Origin of the sequence: Acinetobacter sp. YH12231, assembly GCF_013417755.1 — a bacterium.
GTDB lineage: Bacteria > Pseudomonadota > Gammaproteobacteria > Pseudomonadales > Moraxellaceae > Acinetobacter > Acinetobacter amyesii.
In genome coordinates this window covers 128,065-147,879 of record NZ_VPDJ01000009.1, presented here as the reverse complement: position 1 = coordinate 147,879, position 19,815 = coordinate 128,065, and the positions used below count along the sequence as shown (strand labels likewise).

General features: G+C 38.7%; 20 protein-coding genes. 7 read left to right on the top strand and 13 right to left on the bottom strand.

Translation table 11 applies throughout. The features are described from left to right. Positions 1-134: 134 nt before the first annotated feature. Positions 135-1,376: a D-amino acid dehydrogenase gene (locus FTV11_RS07155; RefSeq protein ID WP_180073644.1), complete on the top strand. Its 1,242-nt coding sequence runs from the start codon at positions 135-137 to the stop codon at positions 1,374-1,376. 76 nt (positions 1,377-1,452) lie between these two features. Here the strand turns inward: FTV11_RS07155 and FTV11_RS07150 are convergent, their stop codons facing one another. Further along, positions 1,453-2,103 carry a hypothetical protein gene (locus FTV11_RS07150; protein WP_180022779.1) on the bottom strand — a complete coding sequence of 217 codons (651 nt, stop codon included), beginning with the start codon at positions 2,101-2,103 and terminating at the stop codon, positions 1,453-1,455. Between the two features lie 100 nt (positions 2,104-2,203). Between FTV11_RS07150 and ispF the strand changes: the two genes are divergently transcribed. Further along, a complete protein-coding gene (ispF, locus tag FTV11_RS07145; RefSeq protein WP_168378679.1) occupies positions 2,204-2,692 on the top strand; it encodes a 2-C-methyl-D-erythritol 2,4-cyclodiphosphate synthase in 489 nt (162 codons plus the stop codon). Here ispF and FTV11_RS07140 read toward each other — a convergent pair. The 3 genes from FTV11_RS07140 to FTV11_RS07130 all read right to left on the bottom strand — a co-directional run bounded on the left by FTV11_RS07140 (position 2,680) and on the right by FTV11_RS07130 (position 5,377). Beyond that, positions 2,680-3,204 carry a protein tyrosine phosphatase family protein gene (locus FTV11_RS07140; RefSeq protein WP_078191020.1) on the bottom strand — a complete coding sequence of 175 codons (525 nt, stop codon included), beginning with the start codon at positions 3,202-3,204 and terminating at the stop codon, positions 2,680-2,682. The genes ispF and FTV11_RS07140 overlap by 13 nt on opposite strands. A 57-nt stretch (positions 3,205-3,261) precedes the next feature. Then, positions 3,262-4,353, bottom strand: coding sequence for a 3-deoxy-7-phosphoheptulonate synthase (locus tag FTV11_RS07135; protein ID WP_143221612.1), 1,092 nt, complete (start codon positions 4,351-4,353; stop codon positions 3,262-3,264). Between the two features lie 127 nt (positions 4,354-4,480). Further along, positions 4,481-5,377: a sulfite exporter TauE/SafE family protein gene (locus FTV11_RS07130; RefSeq protein WP_078193863.1), complete on the bottom strand. Its 897-nt coding sequence runs from the start codon at positions 5,375-5,377 to the stop codon at positions 4,481-4,483. Between the two features lie 387 nt (positions 5,378-5,764). Here FTV11_RS07130 and FTV11_RS07125 point away from each other — a divergent pair, with 387 nt between their 5' ends. Together FTV11_RS07125 and lpxB are read left to right on the top strand one after the other, a co-directional pair. After that, the gene (locus FTV11_RS07125) at positions 5,765-6,025 is read left to right on the top strand and encodes a helix-turn-helix domain-containing protein (protein WP_180009501.1); all 261 of its coding nucleotides are present in this window, start codon (positions 5,765-5,767) and stop codon (positions 6,023-6,025) included. Positions 6,026-6,131: 106 nt separating this feature from the next. Then, positions 6,132-7,304 (top strand): lipid-A-disaccharide synthase, encoded by a 1,173-nt coding sequence (lpxB, locus tag FTV11_RS07120; protein WP_180022776.1) that lies wholly within the window; start codon positions 6,132-6,134, stop codon positions 7,302-7,304. Positions 7,305-7,308: 4 nt separating this feature from the next. Here the strand turns inward: lpxB and FTV11_RS07115 are convergent, their stop codons facing one another. Beyond that, positions 7,309-8,259, bottom strand: a complete 951-nt coding sequence (locus FTV11_RS07115; protein WP_180049598.1) for an AraC family transcriptional regulator — start codon at positions 8,257-8,259, stop codon at positions 7,309-7,311. A 181-nt stretch (positions 8,260-8,440) separates the two neighbouring features. On the opposite strand from FTV11_RS07115, the gene FTV11_RS07110 reads away from it, so the two are divergent. Then, on the top strand, positions 8,441-9,646 hold the full coding sequence (locus tag FTV11_RS07110) for an alkane 1-monooxygenase (RefSeq protein ID WP_180049600.1): 1,206 nt from the start codon (positions 8,441-8,443) through the stop codon (positions 9,644-9,646). Positions 9,647-10,104: 458 nt separating this feature from the next. Here FTV11_RS07110 and FTV11_RS07105 read toward each other — a convergent pair whose 3' ends face one another. The 7 genes from FTV11_RS07105 to FTV11_RS07075 all read right to left on the bottom strand — a co-directional run bounded on the left by FTV11_RS07105 (position 10,105) and on the right by FTV11_RS07075 (position 16,978). After that, on the bottom strand, positions 10,105-11,049 hold the full coding sequence (locus FTV11_RS07105; RefSeq protein ID WP_078191012.1) for a phosphatidate cytidylyltransferase: 945 nt from the start codon (positions 11,047-11,049) through the stop codon (positions 10,105-10,107). Further along, positions 11,049-11,699: a 1-acyl-sn-glycerol-3-phosphate acyltransferase gene (locus tag FTV11_RS07100; RefSeq protein WP_180007876.1), complete on the bottom strand. Its 651-nt coding sequence runs from the start codon at positions 11,697-11,699 to the stop codon at positions 11,049-11,051. The genes FTV11_RS07105 and FTV11_RS07100 overlap by 1 nt, the downstream gene beginning before the upstream one ends. 61 nt (positions 11,700-11,760) lie before the next feature. Further along, on the bottom strand, positions 11,761-12,189 hold the full coding sequence (locus FTV11_RS07095) for a hypothetical protein (protein ID WP_180007868.1): 429 nt from the start codon (positions 12,187-12,189) through the stop codon (positions 11,761-11,763). After that, positions 12,186-13,538: a phosphatase PAP2 family protein gene (locus FTV11_RS07090; RefSeq protein WP_180007867.1), complete on the bottom strand. Its 1,353-nt coding sequence runs from the start codon at positions 13,536-13,538 to the stop codon at positions 12,186-12,188. Before FTV11_RS07090 ends, FTV11_RS07095 begins: the two co-directional genes overlap by 4 nt. A gap of 18 nt (positions 13,539-13,556) precedes the next feature. After that, complete coding sequence (locus tag FTV11_RS07085; RefSeq protein ID WP_180073643.1) at positions 13,557-15,311, bottom strand: bifunctional alpha/beta hydrolase/class I SAM-dependent methyltransferase; 1,755 nt, start codon at positions 15,309-15,311, stop codon at positions 13,557-13,559. Between the two features lie 47 nt (positions 15,312-15,358). After that, complete coding sequence (locus FTV11_RS07080) at positions 15,359-15,994, bottom strand: CDP-alcohol phosphatidyltransferase family protein (RefSeq protein ID WP_168378667.1); 636 nt, start codon at positions 15,992-15,994, stop codon at positions 15,359-15,361. Positions 15,995-16,075: 81 nt separating this feature from the next. Beyond that, positions 16,076-16,978 (bottom strand): acyl-CoA thioesterase II, encoded by a 903-nt coding sequence (locus FTV11_RS07075; RefSeq protein WP_180007865.1) that lies wholly within the window; start codon positions 16,976-16,978, stop codon positions 16,076-16,078. Between the two features lie 154 nt (positions 16,979-17,132). Here FTV11_RS07075 and ybaK point away from each other — a divergent pair, with 154 nt between their 5' ends. Next, a complete protein-coding gene (gene ybaK / locus FTV11_RS07070) occupies positions 17,133-17,600 on the top strand; it encodes a Cys-tRNA(Pro) deacylase (protein ID WP_180007875.1) in 468 nt (155 codons plus the stop codon). 344 nt (positions 17,601-17,944) lie between these two features. Here ybaK and FTV11_RS07065 read toward each other — a convergent pair whose 3' ends face one another. Beyond that, positions 17,945-18,844, bottom strand: a complete 900-nt coding sequence (locus FTV11_RS07065; protein WP_180007864.1) for a hypothetical protein — start codon at positions 18,842-18,844, stop codon at positions 17,945-17,947. 392 nt (positions 18,845-19,236) lie between these two features. On the opposite strand from FTV11_RS07065, the gene FTV11_RS07060 reads away from it, so the two are divergent. Beyond that, positions 19,237-19,506: a hypothetical protein gene (locus FTV11_RS07060; RefSeq protein ID WP_168378663.1), complete on the top strand. Its 270-nt coding sequence runs from the start codon at positions 19,237-19,239 to the stop codon at positions 19,504-19,506. Positions 19,507-19,815: the final 309 nt, after the last annotated feature.

Here is a 19,815-nt window from a genome sequence, read left to right as displayed (position 1 = left end):
AAAAATCTGGAGAGAAGTAGGCCGGATCTACTCACCGAAGGGGAAGGTTCACATTGCTTCGCAAGGAACCAAAGCTCTCAGGTACCAATGACAGATGGGGCGAGCATAGGAAATATAATTTCCAAGGAGCCTATATGTGTCATATTGTTGTGATTGGTGCAGGTATTACTGGGGTAACGACAGCTTACGAACTCGGATTACTCGGTTATCGTGTCACTGTGGTCGATAAACATCTTTATCCTGCGATGGAAACGTCGTTTGCCAATGGTGGTCAATTATCAGCGTGTAATGCTGAGGTGTGGAACCAAAAAGCAACGGTGGTGAAAGGCATCAAATGGATGTCGCAAAAATCGGCACCATTATTATTAAATCCAAGTTTTAACCTACATAAATATTCATGGCTCTTTGAGTTTATGGGGCATATTAAAGATTATCGTGAAAATACCCATGAGACAGTGCGTCTAGCGTTGATGGCACGTCAGCGCTTATTTGAAATAGCTGAGCATGAAAACTTACAGTTTGATTTAGAAAAACGCGGCATTTTACATTTCTTTCATAATCAACATGATTATGAGGTGGCGACTCAAGTTAATAATATGCTCTGTGAGGGTGGCTTAGAGCGTCATCCTGTGACATTAGCTGAAATCCGTGACATTGAGCCTAGTCTGACAGGTGAATACTATGGTGGATTGTATTGCCCAGGGGACGCCACGGGCGACATCCATAAATTTACGACGCAGCTTGCCAAAGCAACAGAACGCTTTGATGTGAAATATATGTGGGGCTTTGAGGTGACTGACTTTGAACATCATGCAAAAGGTGTCAATGTTCAGTTAAAAGCCAGTGATGAAAATATGGAACATCCTGATGCAAATACCTTACTTGAGGCAGATGCTGTGGTGGTCTGTGGTGGTGTAGGCAGTTATGAACTTGCGCATAAACTCGGTGACCGTGTAAATGTCTATCCAGTCAAAGGATATTCAATTACCATAAACTTAAATGATGAACAAAGTCAGACCAATGCGCCTTGGGTGAGTCTGTTGGATGAAAGTGCCAAAATTGTGACTTCACGCTTAGGTGCAAATCGACTACGTGTTGCAGGCACGGCAGAGTTTAATGGCTATAACCGAGACATTCGTGCAGATCGCATTCAGCCCTTAATTGATTGGTCGAATCGTAACTTTAATCTATCAACAGAACATGTGGTGCCATGGGCGGGTTTACGACCAATGATGCCCAATATGATGCCTGTAGTACATGCAGGTAAGCGAGATCATATTTTCTATAATACAGGGCATGGTCACCTTGGATGGACCTTGTCTGCGGCAACAGCTGCAATGATTAGCCAGCAAGTGCAGCAAACACATCCGATTTAACTGACATATTTTAGACATCAAAAAAGCCTCAATGTTGAGGCTTTTTTGTATTTTTCTAAGTCATTCGAATTTGATCTTAATCATATAAACGATAAATCCCTGCAAAACGTTCACAGCCTTTTTGTTCAGTTTTTACTGAGAGTAAGGCTTTACTGTAATTGAACTGATATTTGCAGTCGTGTTCATTATCGGTGATTTGATTTTTTTGTTCGGGTGTTGTGTAAGCTAAAAATGGGATGGTTTGTGTTTCGACTCGATTGTTAGGATTACGATAGGCAATGCCTTCAATTTTGATGCTGTCTTTGCCCAGTTGATGTACCTTTAAATGTACAGGTGATGTCGCAAAATGACCATTTTCAAATTTCAGATAATGCTGCGTTAAACTTTGGTTCATCGAGGTGTAGATATTCAAATCTTCATGGCGAAGCTCAAATTGTTGTTTAAAACACTCCAAGTTTTTGCATTGCTGAACTCGGCTATACCATAATTTTTGCGTATCTATCAGTAAGCGTATTGGGGCATCGGTAATCAACTGCGCTGTTAAAAAAAGCCCATCTAGCTTTTCACGTTGTTCTTCAAAACCGTTAGAACAGTAATTTTTTTTTGCCTGAGTATTGGCCTGATCACAGTCTATCTTTTCTGCATGCGTAAACATCGCTAGGCTAGAACCTATTAGCAGAACCAGTCCGAATTTTTTGATGATATTTATTTCAGTTTTCAACAGCATGATCGCTTATACTTTCACTATGTTGCGCTTGCCCACACTATAGCGAAATAGAAAGCGTGAATACAAGATTTCAATCATTATTTTCTCAAGGAACTCAAGCATGATAGCTCAAATTCGTATCGGTCAGGGCATGGATGTGCATGCATTTGAAGAAGGTGACTTTGTAACGCTTGCTGGTGTTCAAATTCCACATACACATGGACTCAAAGCACATTCAGATGGTGATGTGGTATTGCATGCGCTTTGTGATGCATTATTAGGAGCTTTGGCACTTGGAGATATTGGTCAGCATTTTCCAGATACAGATCCAAAATTTAAAGGTGCCGATAGTCGAGTACTTTTAAAACACGTCTACCAACTGATTTTAGATCGTGGATATGTACTTAATAATGCTGATATTACCGTGGCTTGTGAGCGCCCTAAACTAGCAAAACATAATTTAGAAATGCGTCAAAGTATCGCAGATGTTATGGATGTTGAAGTTACACAAATTAGCATCAAAGCGACCACCACCGAAAAATTAGGGTTTACTGGTCGCCAAGAAGGTATTCTTTCTACTGCAACAGTACTGATTTCTCACGCAAAATGATCTGGATGGATCAGTGCATGTTGTAAATCTTGAGTTGCTTTACGGCCTTGAAGTTGTAAGGCAACCGCATGGATTAAACCTGTCCATGTTTCATTGGGTTCCCAAATTTGATGCATCAAATCTTGAGCCTTTGGCATATCAACATCCATATAGTATTGACGATATAAATACATCAAACTGCTGACACGGAAGTTTTTTGCACAGTGTAGCCAAACCGTTTGACCTTGAACCAAATGGTCAATCATATCGAGTACTAAAAGGCATTGATCATCTGAAGGGGTATCCCAAGAGATTGGAACTTGGATGTAGTTCAGGCCTAGATCTAGGCAAATGCGGTCTTCATGCTCGATATGATTGGATGCATCAGTCAGTGCTAAATTAATAACCGTTGAAACACCATATTCTTTGATCGTTTGAAGCTCAGAAGGAGATGGTTGACCGGACGTTAATAAGTGTTCATGTATATATTGGAAGTTTTCAATGTGACTTAACGCATTTTCGATTTCATTCATCTGACAAATAATCCTTCAAAGTAAAACGCCATCTCGAAGATGGCGTTTTTCATTCACTTAGCGTGTCGGTAACACGTCTTTAAGTGCTTCATGCATCTCTAACAAGACTTTTTCAGTCGTATCCCAATCGATACAGCCATCAGTCACTGATTTACCATATTCGAGGTCACATAAGTTGGCAGGAATATCCTGACGACCACCTTTTAAGTGACTTTCTACCATAATACCCACGATTGACTTGTTTCCGTCAAGGATTTGTTCAGTAATATTTTTCAGAACAAGGGGTTGTAGGTACGGGTCTTTGTTTGAGTTTGCATGACTGGTATCAATCATGATTTTGCCACTAACTTTTGCTTTGGCTAATGCCGCTTCGGCATCTGCAACAGAACCTGCGTCGTAGTTTGGTTTACCGTTACCGCCACGAAGTACAACGTGTGCATAAGGGTTACCACTGGTACGAATAACTGAAACTTGACCTTGGTCGCTTAAGCCCAAGAAGCTATGACCATGTTTAACAGATTGCATGGCATTGGTCGCAACGGTTAAACCGCCATCTGTACCATTTTTAAAGCCAACTGGTGAAGAAAGGCCAGAAGACATTTCACGATGTGTTTGGCTTTCAGTGGTACGCGCACCAATCGCTGACCAAGAAATAAGATCTTGGTAGTACTGTGGTGAGTTTGGATCGAGCGCTTCAGTTGCACAAGGCAAACCTTTTTCATTCAATTCAAGTAAAAGTTTACGACCAATACGTAAGCCTTTTTCGATGTTGAAAGAGTCGTTCATGTCTGGGTCATTAATTAGACCTTTCCAACCCACAGTGGTACGTGGTTTTTCAAAATACACTCGCATCACGACATAGATCGTATCTTGGATTTTGTCACTTAAAACTTTTAAACGGTCAGCATAATCATGTGCAGCGACTGTGTCGTGAATTGAACATGGACCAATGACAACAAAAAGACGTTTGTCATTTCCATCTAAAATATTACGTACAGTTTCACGGCCCTTAAGGACTGTTTGATAGGCAGTTTCAGTCAGAGGTAGCTCTTTTTTTAGTTCTGCAGGAGTAACAAGAGGCTGAATGCTTTTTACATTCACGTCATCAATGTCGTTTTGGGTAATAGAATTTGACTGTAAAGTATTCATTGCCGTCACTGGTTTGATTATACAAAAGGTTGTTTCGTGAGCCGAATATAACATGAATATAGCATGCAAATGTTATAAAAAAGATCAATAAGTCTCTGAAAAAAAAGTGATGAATCGGGCAGTTAATTTAAACCTGCTGACTATTCACCGTCGGTGCGATCAACATTGCAGTTGTTGGTTTTTCAACAGGTTTTGATTTTACTGGATTAATGATGAAATTCATGCCTAAAACAAACAAGGTAATGCCTAAGACTTTACGAATCACTTTTTCTGGTAAACGTGAGCTGATCAAAGTTCCGACAACAATCGCTGGAATAGAACCAACCAATAACCAACCCAATAAATGAAAATCGACATTACCTGAGCTCATATGACCCAAGCCTGCAACCAGTGTAAGAAGCACGGCATGTACGACGTCAGAGCCGATAATACGAATCATCGGTAAGTTCGGGAACATAAGCACCAAAGCCATAATACCGAAGGCACCTGCACCAACAGACGATAGGGTAACGAATACGCCTAAAATAATCCCCATGATGATGATATATGCACGCTTATTTTTAGCTTGGAAATTGATACGTTCAAGATCCGCACTCATATCATCCAACTGATCAGTTTTTCGAAATTTATTAAAGAATTTTTCGATATGACCACGGAAAATAATTGAGATCCCAGTAATCGTCAGCATAAAACCCAAAAACATGGTTAATACCGTTTTGTAATGTGTCGATTGGCTCAGATAGTTTTCCAGTACCCAATGGGTCGCAAAAGACGCAGGGATACTGCCGACTGCAAGCCAAATAACAATGGTCCATACAATATTCATTTTACGTGCATGAACTAAAGAACCACAAAATTTTGAAATTGCGGCATATAGTAGGTCTGTGCCGATCGCAATATGGGGTTCAATTTTATACAGGCTGATCAGGATCGGGGTCATCAATGAACCACCGCCAACGCCGGTAATACCTACGCAGAAACCTACAATTACACCTGCCAGAATGAACTCTAAAGGACCGACCATCGCTGAATGCCAAATATCAAAAAACGTGCATATCTTATGACTAATTGATATAAGTCGTTGTCTCGATTAGTGATTTGCTTGTGAAAAAAATAGATAAAGAGTGGTTTTAATTTGGAAAATAATGGATTTTAAATAAGCTAAGTTATTGATTGTAGTTTTTGCAAGTGGTTGATAGCTCAAATGGAGATTATGCTGCAGTGAAATCATGTATTTAGAATATAAGGTGATGACTATCTGAAATGCATCTCTAATACCAAAAAACGCACCGTAGGTTTATTTTCCTAGTCTTTAATTAGTTATTTATCGATATATGCGACTGTGAACTTAAAGTCCATTCCTGCAAAATCTATACTCCTTAAAAAGATAAGGTTTCGCCATTATTCCAATATGAGTAGAAGGACACTGACCAGACATTTTAAACATGCGACAGGACTACCTATTGTCACTTGGTTAAACAATGAAAGACTGCGATATGCGGCTGAATTGCTTGAAGTGACAGATTATTCGATTGATAAAATTGCGGAAAGCGCAGGTTTTAATACCGCAGTGCTATTTCGTAAATTGTTTAAGAATAAATACGGTACAAATCCGAACCATTGGCGGAAAAATTTTAATCAGCAGCTAAATAGCAGTGATGAATATTCCTAAAATGTTGAATTAAAGACGTGCAGCTTTTTTTTGGAAATCTATTAACTTTGTGAAGGACTCGTATAGAATCTATAGCTAAAGAACATTGAGTTAAAAGGACAGACTTTTGCAAAATCGGAAACTGAAAATTGGCATCGTGGTTGGGGAAGTATCCGGGGATACATTAGGCGCCAAGCTTATCCGCAGTTTTCGAGAGCAAGGGATTGATGCGGAATTTGAAGGCATCGGCGGTCCGCAAATGATTGCAGAAGGTTTTAATAGCTATTATCCGATGGATATTTTATCGGTAATGGGGATTGTTGAGGTCTTAAAAGATATTAAAAAACTCTTTGCTGTACGCGATGGTCTGGTTGAAAAATGGACTGAAAATCCTGTCGATGTTTTTGTGGGGATTGATGCGCCGGATTTTAATTTGCGTTTATCTAAGAGCTTAAAGCAAAAACAGCTACCAATTAAAACAGTACAATATGTTAGCCCTTCAGTGTGGGCGTGGCGTCAAGGGCGTGTACATGGCATTAAAGCAAGTATTGATTTAGTCCTTTGCTTATTTCCATTTGAAAAAGCGTTTTTCCAAAAATGGCAAGTTCCGGCTGCATTTGTCGGACACCCATTGGCAAGTCAGTTGCCTTTAGATAATCCACTCGTTGCGGCTAAACACGAGTTAGGCTTAGATGAGCATCAAAAACACATTGCATTACTTCCGGGCAGCCGTCGCGGGGAAATTGAGCGCTTAGGGCCTTTGGTGCTGTCTGCCGCACAGATTTTGACGGAGCAGCATCCAGACTATGTATTCCTGATTCCTGCAATTAATGATGCACGTAAACAGCAAATCGAAGTGTTGCTCAAGCAGTTTCCTGAAGCATTACAAGCCAAAGTTCGCTTGATGGAAAACACCGATACCGAATCTAAAATTGGCCGTCTGGTGATGAACGCATCGAATATTGTCGCTTTGGCTTCGGGTACAGCGACTTTAGAAGCGATGCTTTTACACCGTCCAATGGTGACCTTTTATAAGTTAAATTGGCTGACCTATCATGTGGTGAAATTGCTGATCAAAATTCCGTATTATTCATTGCCAAATATTATTGCGGGCAAAAAGGTGATTCAGGAACTCATCCAACATGATGCAACGCCTGAAAAATTAGCAGCAGAAATTGAAAGCTTGATGGATGTTGAAAAATCGCAAATTCAAGTGATGCAGCACATCACCATGCATAAACAACTGCTTTCAGGTAACAGTGAAAACCCTGTGGAAGCGATTTTAAAGCTTTTAGATTAAACCTCTAAGGTGACTCAGTTTTTGCGAGTTGATGCTGCTGTCGATACTGGCTCGGTGTTAGATCATAAAACTTTTTAAAAGTTTGGCTAAATGCTGTTTCAGATGAGTAACCGATACGATGGGCAATTTGCTGAATAGTCAGTTGCCCCATTTGTAAGTGCTGTGTCGCCAGTCGCAAACGATGTTGCTGCAAATAGGCGAGTGGAGATTCACCGAGCATTTGAGTGAATAAACTGGCAAATTTAGAACGTGACATGCAACATTGTTCTGCCAAGCTTTCGACGGTCCAAGCATGCTGTGGTTGTTCATGAATCGCGGCCAAAGCGTTGGATAATTCAGGATGACTTAAGGCATGCAACCAACTGCTTGAATCTGACAAGGCTGCAATATAATCACGCACACATTCGATAAATAAAATACTCACCAAATGATCCAAAATTTTGTCGCGGCCTGGACGGATCTGATTCGCTTCAACGGCCAGAAAATGTAAGCCAATTTGCAACCATTCAGGTGCGGTACTGCTCATGATGTGTGGTGTGTGTAATAGCGTGGGGAGTGCATTCACTAAAGGCTTTGCCATAATGCTGTCGACATGTCCACGGATCGCGAGTACAAATAATTCTTCTGCTTCATGAGATTCGGCAGAATTTAATTCAATGGTTTTATTTCGTTGCTCTTGAAACAGTGGTGTGATGTTCACTGATTCGACCAAGATATCAGACTGTATAGATTTGCAGTGGTGGTTTTGCCCTGACGGAATAAGGCAAAGATCGCCAGCTTCAAGCAAAACCTGCTCTTGATCTATATGCACAACACACTGACCTTGAATCACCACATACGCAACCATGGCATTGTGATCTTGAAAATGAAAAGCCCAAGGATGCTTTGATCTCAAATAAATATATTCAGATCGGTGGAGATGAATATCATCAAAAATTTTACTTAAAGCATCCATATTTCAAATATTTACTCATATTAATTTTGTATTTATAGATGGTCACTATGTGTTTAAAGGTCAACATTTATCCTTAAATGCCAAAGACGATCGCATATTTTTTTTGGACGCTTAAAACTGTTCTGGCTGCCCATATTTTACGAATATAAACACAGAAGAAGTAATTAGGGAAGTCTAGCGCATGAATGCACCAGTAAAATTAAATGAACAGCAGCTCGCTCAGTTAGAAAGCAAAATCGGTAGTGTTTTAGATAAAAAACGTTATGGTTGGCTATTGAGTCCAGGTTTACCTGTCATTGGTATGGGGATCTTGGCGGGTTATCATTTTGGTCCAAAACCGACAAAAAAACTATTTGCCATGGGCGGGCCGCTTCTATTGCATGTCATTATTCCTGCACTGGATGCACTGATCGGTGATGATGCCAATAACCCGACAGATGATGACATTAAAGTTTTAGTAAATGATCCTTATTATGATCGTATCGTCAAATTATTTATTCTACTGCAAATGGCAGCGAATGCTTTTGCTGGCTATGTGGTTACCCGTAAAGATGTTTCAATATTAGATCAAGTTCTACTTGGGATTTCGATGGGTGCAATTAATGGCGTCGGTGTAAATACAGCACATGAACTCTGCCATCGACCACATAAAAAAGACCATTACTGGGCACATGCGACGCTCGCACCATTAGGTTATAGCCATTTCCGTATAGAACATCCATATGGACACCATAAACGTGCGGCAACTCCTGAAGATCCTGCATCTTCAAAAATGGGCGAAACCTTTTATGAGTTTTGGCCACGCACTGTATTTGGTGGAATTAAATCGGCGGTGCAGATTGAGAAACAACGTTTAAAACGTAAAGGTTTAAGTTTCTTTTCGAAGGAAAATGAACTGTTTCATGGTTGGGCGATGAGTGCAGGTTTTCATGCCTCGATGCTGAAAATGTTTGGTAAAGGCGTGACACCGTATTTAGTTACACAGGCCTTTTATGGAATCAGCCTTTTTGAAATTATTAATTATATTGAACATTATGGCCTGAAGCGTGAGCAAAAACCGGATGGAAGCTATGCGCGCACCATGCCTGAACATAGTTGGAATAACAATAATATTGTGACCAATCTATTTTTGTATCAATTACAGCGACATTCAGACCATCATGCATATCCGACTCGTCCATTTCAGGCTTTAAGACATTTTGATGAAGCGCCAGAGTTGCCTAGCGGCTATGCCACTATGCTAATTCCTGCTTTAGTACCCTCTATTTGGTTTAAGATGATGGATAAACGTGTCTATGATCACTACCAAGGCGATTTAACTAAAGCCAATATTCATCCTAAACGTCGTGCAAGTATTTTTAAAAAGTTTGCAATTTCAGACATTTAAATCGAATACCTGATAAGAAGAATCCCAAGCTTGTTTGCTTGGGATTTTTTATTGTGCGTATTATTAACCGATGCTACGCAGTAACATCAGAAGCGCACGTTGATTCAAATAAAAGAACGATACACGGTAACGTCATCCGCAATTGTTTGAGACAGGACTAATTGTAATCAAAAATGTTTCTGCGATTCTTTGAATAATTTGCCGCTAGTGAACTATTTTTACGGTGAGGAGCAATGCTCCGCAAGATTGTTTCCTTATGAAGCACGCTTCTCATTTTGCCGAATAAGAAACAACGCTTCGTAAGAGTATCTCCAGCCGAAGGCTAATACCTTTATTCAATCCTTAGATGTAAGACTCCGTCGCATAGACTTAAAAATCATTTTTAAAATGTAAAATTAATTCTACGTGCGTAACATCATTTAAAATCCCAAATTTTCTGTTTGAAACTTAGTCATTTCTTAAGACCACCAATAGCGCAAAATGTGGAAAAAAATCGGTGCAGAAAAGCAGATTGAATCAATTCGGTCGAGCATGCCACCATGGCCTTGGATAAGTTGTCCCCAGTCTTTTACACCACGATCGCGTTTAATGGCTGACATGACAAGACCACCAAAGAAGCCAAATATGCAAACAATAAATCCAATACATGCAGCCTGTAGATAGCTAAAGGGTGTAAGCCATGACATAGCAACACCTAATGCAGTGGCTAAAGCAATGCCTCCGATTAATCCTTCTACGGTCTTAGATGGTGAAAGTATCGGTGCGACTTTGTGCTTTCCAAATAGCTTGCCACAGACATATTGCAAGACATCGGAGGCTTGTACCACCATGATCAGCCAGATTGCTAGCCAAATTTTTTCACCCTCAAATCCGGGAAGTTTGAGGTTTAATAGCGCAGGCACATGCGAAATACAGAATACGCTGATCATCAGACCCCATTGAATTTTTGAACTGCGCTCTAAAAATCGCGTGGTATCTTCGGCTTTGAGTGTAGCGATAGGGATAAGAAGAAATACATACAGCGGAATAAAAATCGAATATAGCCCGTACCAGTCGATATACACCAAGTAATACTGGTAAGGGATGACAAAATAAAAAGCGATCAATAAAGGAAGATAATCACCGCGACGGGTTGGAAGTAAGCTGATAAATTCACGTAAAGCAAAGAGTGAAATCAACGCAAACAGGATCACAAAGGCAATTTTGCCTAATGAAATTGCTACACCAAGTACCAACAACATGACCCACCATGCATTGATCCGCGCATTTAAATTGTCGATGACCGGTGCCGGCGCATAACCCGCTTTAAATTTTAGTATTGAGCCAATGGTTGAGGCAATAATCAAAATAACCGCAAAGATACCAAACAATACATAGGTCATTTGCGCATTGGTGAATTCCATTATTGATACTCCAATGCTTTTAATTTGAGTAATTCGTCCTGAGCGTAGTTTAAAAACTCAGTTTTACTCTGTTCATTATGGGCTTCTAAAGGTTTGCCAAAAATAACGGTAGATAATAATGGCAATGGTATAAGCGCGCCTTTAGGCATGACACGTTTTAAATTAGAGATCCATACCGGTACGATTTCAACATCAGGAAATTGATTTTTGAGATGAAATAAGCCGCTTTTAAAGGCTAATAATTCAACGTCATCATTTAAATTTCGAGTACCCTCAGGAAAGAAAATAATCGAGTCACCTTGAGCTAATACGGTTTTGATCGGTTCTAAGGGGTCTTGATTTTGCTCTCGATTTCGCTGAATAGTGACGCCAGTAAACGTGTCTTGAATGAGAAAACGTCGAAAGCCATCTTTTAACCAATAATCCGAAGCCGCTACAGGACGGGTCCTCCGTCTGAGATCTGTCGGCAGTGATGACCAAAGTAAAATAAAGTCGATATGGCTATTATGATTTGCATAATAAATACGCTGTTTCATAACCGGTTTGCACCCGACCCAGAGACTCCGCGCACCCGTGAGCAGCCGCGCACCACGACGAGTGAGAAAGGCAATATAGCGAGCAATTGAACGGCTTAAAAAATTACCTTTCATTGGTGAGTGAGCATTCCCTGAAGTGTCTAATGGATTTGGCATGGTTTCAAATTATTGTGAATTATTTATACAGTAAAAATATGCAGATGAATGCGATGTATTGCAAGCAAAGCACAAAGATCTGCCATTTAAATAAAGCCAGACAACCTAATTCACGCAGCTCCCATGCGCGACCACATTTATTTGCAGGCATTAATTTTAAGTTGATTAAACTTAAGTCCAGCTCCTTGGTGGTTTGTTCAAGGTTTTGAGTTTGGCTGTATTCAGCGACAGTGGCTAAAAGTGCCGAATCAAATTTGATTCTCAGGCTTAAATAATGTTGTATTCCGAGCAAAACTAGACAAATTAATATATATAGCAAATCGAATAGCATCACATTACCAAACTGGATAATGAGCCAGAGCGTGAGGATCGCTGCTACATAAGCTGAAATGAGCAATCCAGTGGTGGATTGCAACAACTTTGATAGCACCACAAGTTGTAAATTCATGGTGCAAGTCCTTTAAGTTTTAAACGATAAGTATTTAAATGTTTTATTTGCGGTGTTTTAAGCACAACCCAAGGACGGTTATGGCGAATAATCCGTAAAACATCTTCGACTGAATATTCAGGATGTTGTTTCAATAATAATGCGGCAACTACAGCACTACTTCGTGAATATCCCAAAGCACAGAAGACCAAGATGTTTTGTGCTTCATCATTGTTATTAGATTTCAAGAATAGTTCTAAAGACTCTACAGCATTATGTAGCTGATTGGCCTGTAAAGGAATCAGGTCTAAACTCAAGTTTTGAGCATAGGAGCATTTTGGATAAGTGGGTAATTCTGCGCAACAATCGAGTAAAGCATCATATTGCTGCATGACGTGTTTGGACGGATAGCGACCTAAATAAATATAACTCTGATTGATTTTGATGATTTTAGAATCTTCAGGATGGCGATAGGTCCAGATTCGGCTATTGATCCAAGCAAATACAAAGTAAGGCGCAAACAATATTTTTGCAGCAATGGTCATATCACCATGACTGAGTTTTTGAAAAAAATGGGGACGATTGAATAAATATGCAAACGAAACTAAAAGCAGACTGCTTGCAGGATAGAGCAGCCAAAGCCACCAACCTTTTGCATGTGCGATTGCGCTACACAATAAGGCAGCAAACAGATAAAGGATGCCGATTTTAATGTGCTTTAAGCTTAGCCGACTTTGTTTATTTTGAACCCATGGCGCAGAGCCAGCCATCGGGAATAGCCATAAACATAAGGCACCGACCAATAAACCTGTTGGAATATCTATAAAATGGTGCTGCCAAGTGGTTAGAACTGAGAGACCAATCAAAAAGGACCAACCATCTACCAGATATTTTAGCTTACCTGTGCTATGCCGACGGAAAAAATCCCAAAGTATCACCAGTAGCACAATATGCAGAGAGGGTGCTTGATTAAACGGTTTATCAAAGCCCATCAAGACATCAAACCACAGCCCGAAAAAACCTGTGAGTTCGGGGCGCTCAAAGCTAAAACGTAGCGGGAAAAGTAAAAAGCAGCTGATTGAAAGGATTTGTGCCGAAAATAGTCGCAGTACATGTTGTTTTAATTCAAACTTATTCCAACAAAGTAATAAAGACAAACCATAGAACAGATCAATCGACCAATACGGCACAATACTCCATGGCCAAAGTGGAATATATTTTTCCCATTCAAAGACGATAACAGGTACGGAAGCTAAGCCCGCAGCGTATTGATTGGCAAAACCATAACTTAAGAAGAAAAAAGGTGCCAGAAATGCCAAACACAGTAGGCCGTATTTCCAAGTTCCTTTTTCAGTATCCAGTTTATGCATAAGATTGACCGTCCAAGCTTAAATTTTTTGTGCAACGGAAACGGTGAAAATACCAAACTCATCAATAACTTGATCGATTTTTTTGAAACCAGCTTGCTCAACTAATGCATCCATTTCTGCTTGTGAGCGTAAACGCATCACCCATGCATCTCCTTGGCGATGTGAGGTCAGAGCACGGGCAATAAACTCTTGTTGCGGATGCCAAATTTGACCTGTGTAGATGAGATACCCATCTTTCTCAATGGCCTGACATAAGCCGGATAAGGACTGTCTGAGTAAATCATTATCACTAAATAATTCGTATAAACCTGAGACCACGGCTAGAGTGGGTTTAGGTTCAACACTGGCTAATGAAGTGGCATCAAAGGCATCCGCTTCTACAAAATTGGCAATCTGGCTTAAACCTCTTTGCTCAATCATTGCTTGACCTGCTTGTACATTGATCGAGCTATAGTCTCTAAGCAGGATGGATTCAGGCTGCTCAGGCAGTTTTTGTACAGCATCTAAAATATATCGGCCATGGCCTGCAGCAATATCCATAATCCGTACCGCGTGTTGGTCATCATGTAACTTAGAAGCATATTTCGTTAATAGCGCTTCAATATTTTGTTTTCTAACGCGAATACCACGCCAACCAATCGCATTTAAATATTGTCGATCGATGATTTTACCCAGTGCATTTTGGCTTTCTGATTTATCTCTGTAGACAAAATCTAAGGTACTGCCGGAGTCATATCCTGTCTCTTCACCAATTTTTAAACCCTTGGAAAAGAGACTACCAATTTTAAGATTTTGTTTGGTTAAGCTCCAAAATGCATGTTTTAAAGAATGCTTTGGAAGCGTTGAACTTAAGGTTTCTGCTACAGCACAGCTCGGGCCAATTTTATCGGCATCTAAAAGTTTAGGTGCGGAATAGGGTTGTTTAAAACATTGTTGAATAAAGCGATGGATTTTATCTGTGGCGATTTTGCGATGTTTTTCACCCAAAGTATCATGATAAAAACCATCTAAGACGTGAAATTCCTTCATTGGATGAGGAAGTTTTTGATAAAACGCCAATTGCGGTTTTTGATGCACCACGAAGTCAGATCCTGAACATAAAACCTGTGTAGGAACGAAAATATTTTGTGCATCTTTAACGATTCGATCTGAGGCTGCATATAGACCCAGCAGCATACGGACCGATATGGCCCGAGCGATCTGCGGGTCAGTGTCATAACTTTGCGCACGTGCAGTATCGTGCGTCAACATTTTGGCTTTGACATAACTATTGATAAAAAAGTTGCCGGCGAATTTGTTGAGGAGTGTTAAGCCGGGTTTTGCAAAAGGCACATAGAGTTTGATGTCAAATGCAGGCGAGGCAAGGCATAAAGCACGAATTTTAGGGGCATAATCATGCACCCATGTCGCGGCTAAAACAGCGCCAACGCTTTGAGCTACAATTGCTATATTTTCTGATCGAATTTGGTAATTTTGTTCTATATGCTGAACAAAATATTGAATGTCTTGAACGCATGCAGAAAAGCTCGGTGCATCTCCTCGTTCACCAGGAGTATTACCGTGACCTCGCGCATCCCAAGCGAAAAAATCAAAATCAGGCAAATTCAATTCATTGACCAAATGCGCCATTCGTCCCGAATGTTCATGGCCACGATGAAATAAGATCACCGCTTTTTTCTTACGGTTGCTTTTTAAACTGCTATTTTCCCAATGTTGATAAAACAAGGATGTTCCATCATGGCTCGTAAAGGTATGCTGAGTATTGTTATACATTGTGTTGTTCTCAAAATAATGAATCGACTGACGATCTAAACTGAAATTTATTGTGGGTTGATAATGCTATTTTTAATGCGGTTATAAATCGTAATAAATAATAAAAAGATGGTAATAATCAAAATACTATTGCAGATAAGAGACAATGTATTTAAGCCAACATTCAATATAGAAGAGGTCACGATGATGACGCAGATGATGCTAAATACAAAAGCGCGGTCACTTTTTCCCATTGGACCATCGTAACGACGTTCTTGCCCCACTAATGGCGCCATCACACCGGTATATTCGGCAAGTATGGCGAGAAAACAGGTTAAAATAAGTAATTCAGCTTGAATAAAAGCAAAACAAATTAAACTAAAATAGAGTGCTGAGTCGGAAATCACATCACATAATTCATTATAAAAAGCACCGAGTTTGGATTGTTGGTTGAACTCACGTGCCAGCATGCCATCTATGGCATTGAAGCCCATTCGAATAAGCATCCACACGGGGAAAATCAACAGTAAAATGCCAATACCGTTGTGAGAAAAATAGATATAAATAAAAAATGCCACAGCTAGCGAAATGAACATTGCCAGTAGTGTTACTTGATTTGCTGTAATACCAAGATGATGAAGTGATTTAACCAAAGGTCGAAGCAGGTTTTGAAATGCAGGCTTAAGCTGGTAGATCGAAGGCATATTATTGTTATAGCGGTATGATTTGCATGAATTTTATACGATTGATGCTTAACTTAACAAGAATTTGAATGTTAAAGATTGTCACAAGGCTGACGATTCGCCTGTATAACGCATTAAATTTTCTTGTGTGGTGCTTGCGACTAATTTTCCATCTTGCCACATTTGCCCATGACTAAGCCCACGTGATTGCGAGGTTCGAGTGGTATTCATGTCATAGAAAATCCAATCATCCACCCGAAAGGTATGATGAAAATACATCGAATGATCAAGGCTGGTTGCGATGAGTTCAGGAGACAGATAATTTAAACCATGTGTTTTGAGCGCCGCAGAATATAAATTATAGTCTGAATAGTATGCTGCAATGGCCTGATGTATATGAAGTTGGTCAAATTGGGCATCTAAGGCATCATGGAGTTTTAAATATTCTGCATATTGATTTTGATTTAAGACAGAAGCTTGACCGGACGGTGGCAAATCTGTCAGCACGTATTCAATTGGTTTAGATATAAGCTGAAAAGGCTGTAAAAATGTGGATAGATATTCAGGTGAAATAGATGATTGGATTTGCGCTTTATAGAATTGCTCCTCTTTGAGGCTACTTGGTGGAAATTGTTGGATCAAATCTGGTTCAGGTATTTGATACTCCATACCCATTTCGTTTTTCATATAGGACAACATCACCATATATATTGGTTTGCCATGCTGTATGGCGGTCACTTGTCGTGTAGAAAAACTATGGCTATCACGTAAATTTTCGACTTTAAATAATACGGGATGATTTGCATGACCCGCAGAAGTAAAGTTGGCATGTAAAGAGTGGAGTGGGAGTGTACAGGTATAGGATGCACTGACTATGCTCTGAGCAAGTAATTGTCCACCAAAAATATGGTCACCAAACAGTGGTTTACTTTGTGCTAAAAAGTAGCCCTGCTCTTTGGGCACTACAGATAATAATTGGATGAGGTCTTGAATCAGTGTTGTCATCTTTTTTTGAAATTTTTGCTTTGTTTAAATGTATTCAACTCGAACTTATTGCACAAGCCATGTTCATGAAAAATATAAAAGTCTTCGCCAGTCTTTCTAGAATAGGCTTATAATCGAGTTTTCCTAGTTGTCCGAATGGAATGACGAAAAAGCAATGACACCTGCATGTAAACTCTTAAAATCTAATAAAATCGACTTTACCATTCATGAATATGATCATGACCCAGAAGCAAAAAGTTTTGGTTTAGAAGCTGCGGAAAAACTAGGCTTAACGGTCGATGAAGTATTTAAAACATTGATGGTTACGGACGATAAAAATTACTTTGTTGCCGTATTGCCAGTGGAATATCAGCTGAATTTGAAAAAAGTGGCCACAGCATTTGGCTGTAAAAAACTCAAAATGGCCGATCCAAAAGATGCAGAGCGTTTAACTGGTTATTTGGTTGGTGGTATTAGTCCAGTTGGACAGAAAAAACGCTTAAAAACTGTGATCGATGCTTCCGCACAGAACTTAGCTAAAATCTATGTCAGTGGTGGTAAGCGTGGTTTGGATATTGGTTTAAAACCCGAAGATTTAGCAAAAGTTTTGGGTGCAAACTTTGCTGATGTGATTGATGATTAAATGTGGTTTTTGACTACTTAAATTTAAGTGAATTTAGAGGGAATACCTTCCACTTCAAAATCTATAAAATAACAAAAGCCGCATAGAGCGGCTTTGTGGTTCGATGATGCATCAAGTGTACGGAAGAGATGCTTAGGAATATAATCACAACTCATCTTCTCTTTTAAGCGAAAATTTAGTTATCTCGGAACAGCCGAAAAATTTTGGTTGATGATAATTACAACTTTTACTATTAGATTTTCAGCTGCTGTCTGGGGTGTTGATTAAATGTTCGATACTTATTTTTCTGCATAATATTTCAGGTGCAAGTTTATTAATTATGCACAAAATCACGAGAGATAACTTTATTTTAATTCAACATAACTTTCAGTGTTTACAAGCTTTATTAAGTAGTTTTGTTTTGTATTTAAAGTGAGCCCATTCGCATCTTTTAAATTTGATGTATGCAGGGCAATTAGACATTTTTGCGTGCCACAATGGATAACTTTAGCTTTAGCTGGATATGTAATAGTTAGTTTTTTAGCTTCGAGCCAATCAGTAATGAGGGCATCGTCAATGATAATTTGATTATGTTTTGTGCTATTAAATTCATTTTCAGCTTCTTTACGGGCATCTTTACCAATACTAATAACATAAAAAGTAAATGTGAAAAATAAAATATAAAAACCAACTAAATATGCATAGTAAATTCCACCACTTTGAACAATTTTATCAATTTTTTCACTGTGTTCTATGACTTCAAAATTATGAAATTTCTCTGATGAATCAATGGCGTCTTTAGCTGCAGGTTTTATGATATTGAGCGTAAATTGCCCAAGAGAAATCCAAAATAAGCCTACAATTGATAAAGGTTTTTGTATTTTGCTATTAATGGTATAGATAAAAATAGTTAGTAAAATTTGCCACAATTTTACTAAGATCCTTTTAAAAATCAGGTTGAAAATAAAGAGAAGGATAAATGTAATAAAGACAAATATAAATTTTATCATCACTTCATATAAATTATTTTGGTAGACAGTATGTACCAAAGCAGCGAGTAAAAGTATTAAGAAGCCTACTACTAGCCCTGACATACCGTTTACCCATCCATACATTAGATAGTCTTGAATAGATATGCCAAGTGAAACTTGATTAAATCCGTAGTAGCTGATTAAACCATCGTAGTAAAAGTAACCGCAAACAAATAAGTAAATAGTAAATATTGTTGTAAAGAGGGCTATATCAAAACTGAAGTTAAATTTCATATGTAATGTTTCTTGGATCCGCTTATATGCTTTTTTAAGTGCTTAGGTGAATAGTATTAAAGCAAAGTTAGAAGTGCAAATTGAGAATTAGACCTAGATCAGGGTATCTAAGATGTTTCTGTAATAGTGGACGAAATTGTCTTAATTCAGTTAGTACAAAATGCTCGCCAAATGTGGGTTTATTTTTAGCTTTGAATAACGAAAATCCATGAAGTTGCAGAAGTAGAATTTAGTAAAACTTCATGTTTAGAGGCTCATTCATTAATAGTGCTTAATTATATTTAAATGTAAAAATACCTATAAAAAATAGGTATTTAAAATCCGACTAAAACAGTTGTATTTTAATTTAAAAGCTGTAATTTGAAAGAGCGATCTAATAAAGAGACAACAAAATGCCTTATTCAAATACTAAAGCGATTATTGAGCAAATCTATAATTTTGTATTAGAAAAACATGGTTTAGCGTCTAAAAGTCGATTTATGCAGTTATCGATTTTCTTTAAAGAATTACATGAAGGGGATGAGTCAAAATTTACCGCAGATAGGTCTTTTTATTACAAAGGAATATTTAACAACAGAGAAAAAAGTGTATTTGCGAATGCTGCGCCAGACTTTTTTGATAAGCACAAGTTTTTGGATTGGGTTGTTAAATCAATTGATTGATTTCAACCAAATCGTTTGAGTACATATTCATCATTCATGCTGTATAGCCAGTCTGAATAGAAGATATGGATCAGAAATCAGTAGGTGTTTGTTATGAAATGCATGCTTATAGTCAATAAAGATGCATGATCAGTATGATGCCAGTAAAGTCTTCAATGATTAAAATTTAACTGCACATTTCGTTCTTTGATTTAAATAAAAGCTTGGTTCAAAGCAGAATATAAAAACCCATGTAAAAGACATGGGTTTTTAGTTTAAGTTGCACAATGTGATAATTTGGCTAAAAAATAAGCAATTCGATTCATTTGT

Coding starts and splice junctions, on each gene's coding strand:
- FTV11_RS07090 (WP_180007867.1), bottom strand. CDS start 13,538: ATGCATAAACTGGATACTGAAAAAGGAACTTGGAAATACGGCCTACTG.
- FTV11_RS07125 (WP_180009501.1), top strand. CDS start 5,765: ATGAGTAGAAGGACACTGACCAGACATTTTAAACATGCGACAGGACTA.
- FTV11_RS07135 (WP_143221612.1), bottom strand. CDS start 4,353: ATGAATACTTTACAGTCAAATTCTATTACCCAAAACGACATTGATGAC.
- FTV11_RS07100 (WP_180007876.1), bottom strand. CDS start 11,699: ATGAAAGGTAATTTTTTAAGCCGTTCAATTGCTCGCTATATTGCCTTT.
- FTV11_RS07075 (WP_180007865.1), bottom strand. CDS start 16,978: ATGACAACACTGATTCAAGACCTCATCCAATTATTATCTGTAGTGCCC.
- FTV11_RS07150 (WP_180022779.1), bottom strand. CDS start 2,103: ATGCTGTTGAAAACTGAAATAAATATCATCAAAAAATTCGGACTGGTT.
- FTV11_RS07115 (WP_180049598.1), bottom strand. CDS start 8,259: ATGGATGCTTTAAGTAAAATTTTTGATGATATTCATCTCCACCGATCT.
- FTV11_RS07060 (WP_168378663.1), top strand. CDS start 19,237: ATGCCTTATTCAAATACTAAAGCGATTATTGAGCAAATCTATAATTTT.
- ispF (WP_168378679.1), top strand. CDS start 2,204: ATGATAGCTCAAATTCGTATCGGTCAGGGCATGGATGTGCATGCATTT.
- ybaK (WP_180007875.1), top strand. CDS start 17,133: ATGACACCTGCATGTAAACTCTTAAAATCTAATAAAATCGACTTTACC.
- FTV11_RS07155 (WP_180073644.1), top strand. CDS start 135: ATGTGTCATATTGTTGTGATTGGTGCAGGTATTACTGGGGTAACGACA.
- FTV11_RS07105 (WP_078191012.1), bottom strand. CDS start 11,049: ATGGAATTCACCAATGCGCAAATGACCTATGTATTGTTTGGTATCTTT.
- FTV11_RS07080 (WP_168378667.1), bottom strand. CDS start 15,994: ATGCCTTCGATCTACCAGCTTAAGCCTGCATTTCAAAACCTGCTTCGA.
- FTV11_RS07095 (WP_180007868.1), bottom strand. CDS start 12,189: ATGAATTTACAACTTGTGGTGCTATCAAAGTTGTTGCAATCCACCACT.
- FTV11_RS07140 (WP_078191020.1), bottom strand. CDS start 3,204: ATGAATGAAATCGAAAATGCGTTAAGTCACATTGAAAACTTCCAATAT.
- FTV11_RS07065 (WP_180007864.1), bottom strand. CDS start 18,844: ATGAAATTTAACTTCAGTTTTGATATAGCCCTCTTTACAACAATATTT.
- FTV11_RS07110 (WP_180049600.1), top strand. CDS start 8,441: ATGAATGCACCAGTAAAATTAAATGAACAGCAGCTCGCTCAGTTAGAA.
- FTV11_RS07130 (WP_078193863.1), bottom strand. CDS start 5,377: ATGGTCGGTCCTTTAGAGTTCATTCTGGCAGGTGTAATTGTAGGTTTC.
- FTV11_RS07085 (WP_180073643.1), bottom strand. CDS start 15,311: ATGTATAACAATACTCAGCATACCTTTACGAGCCATGATGGAACATCC.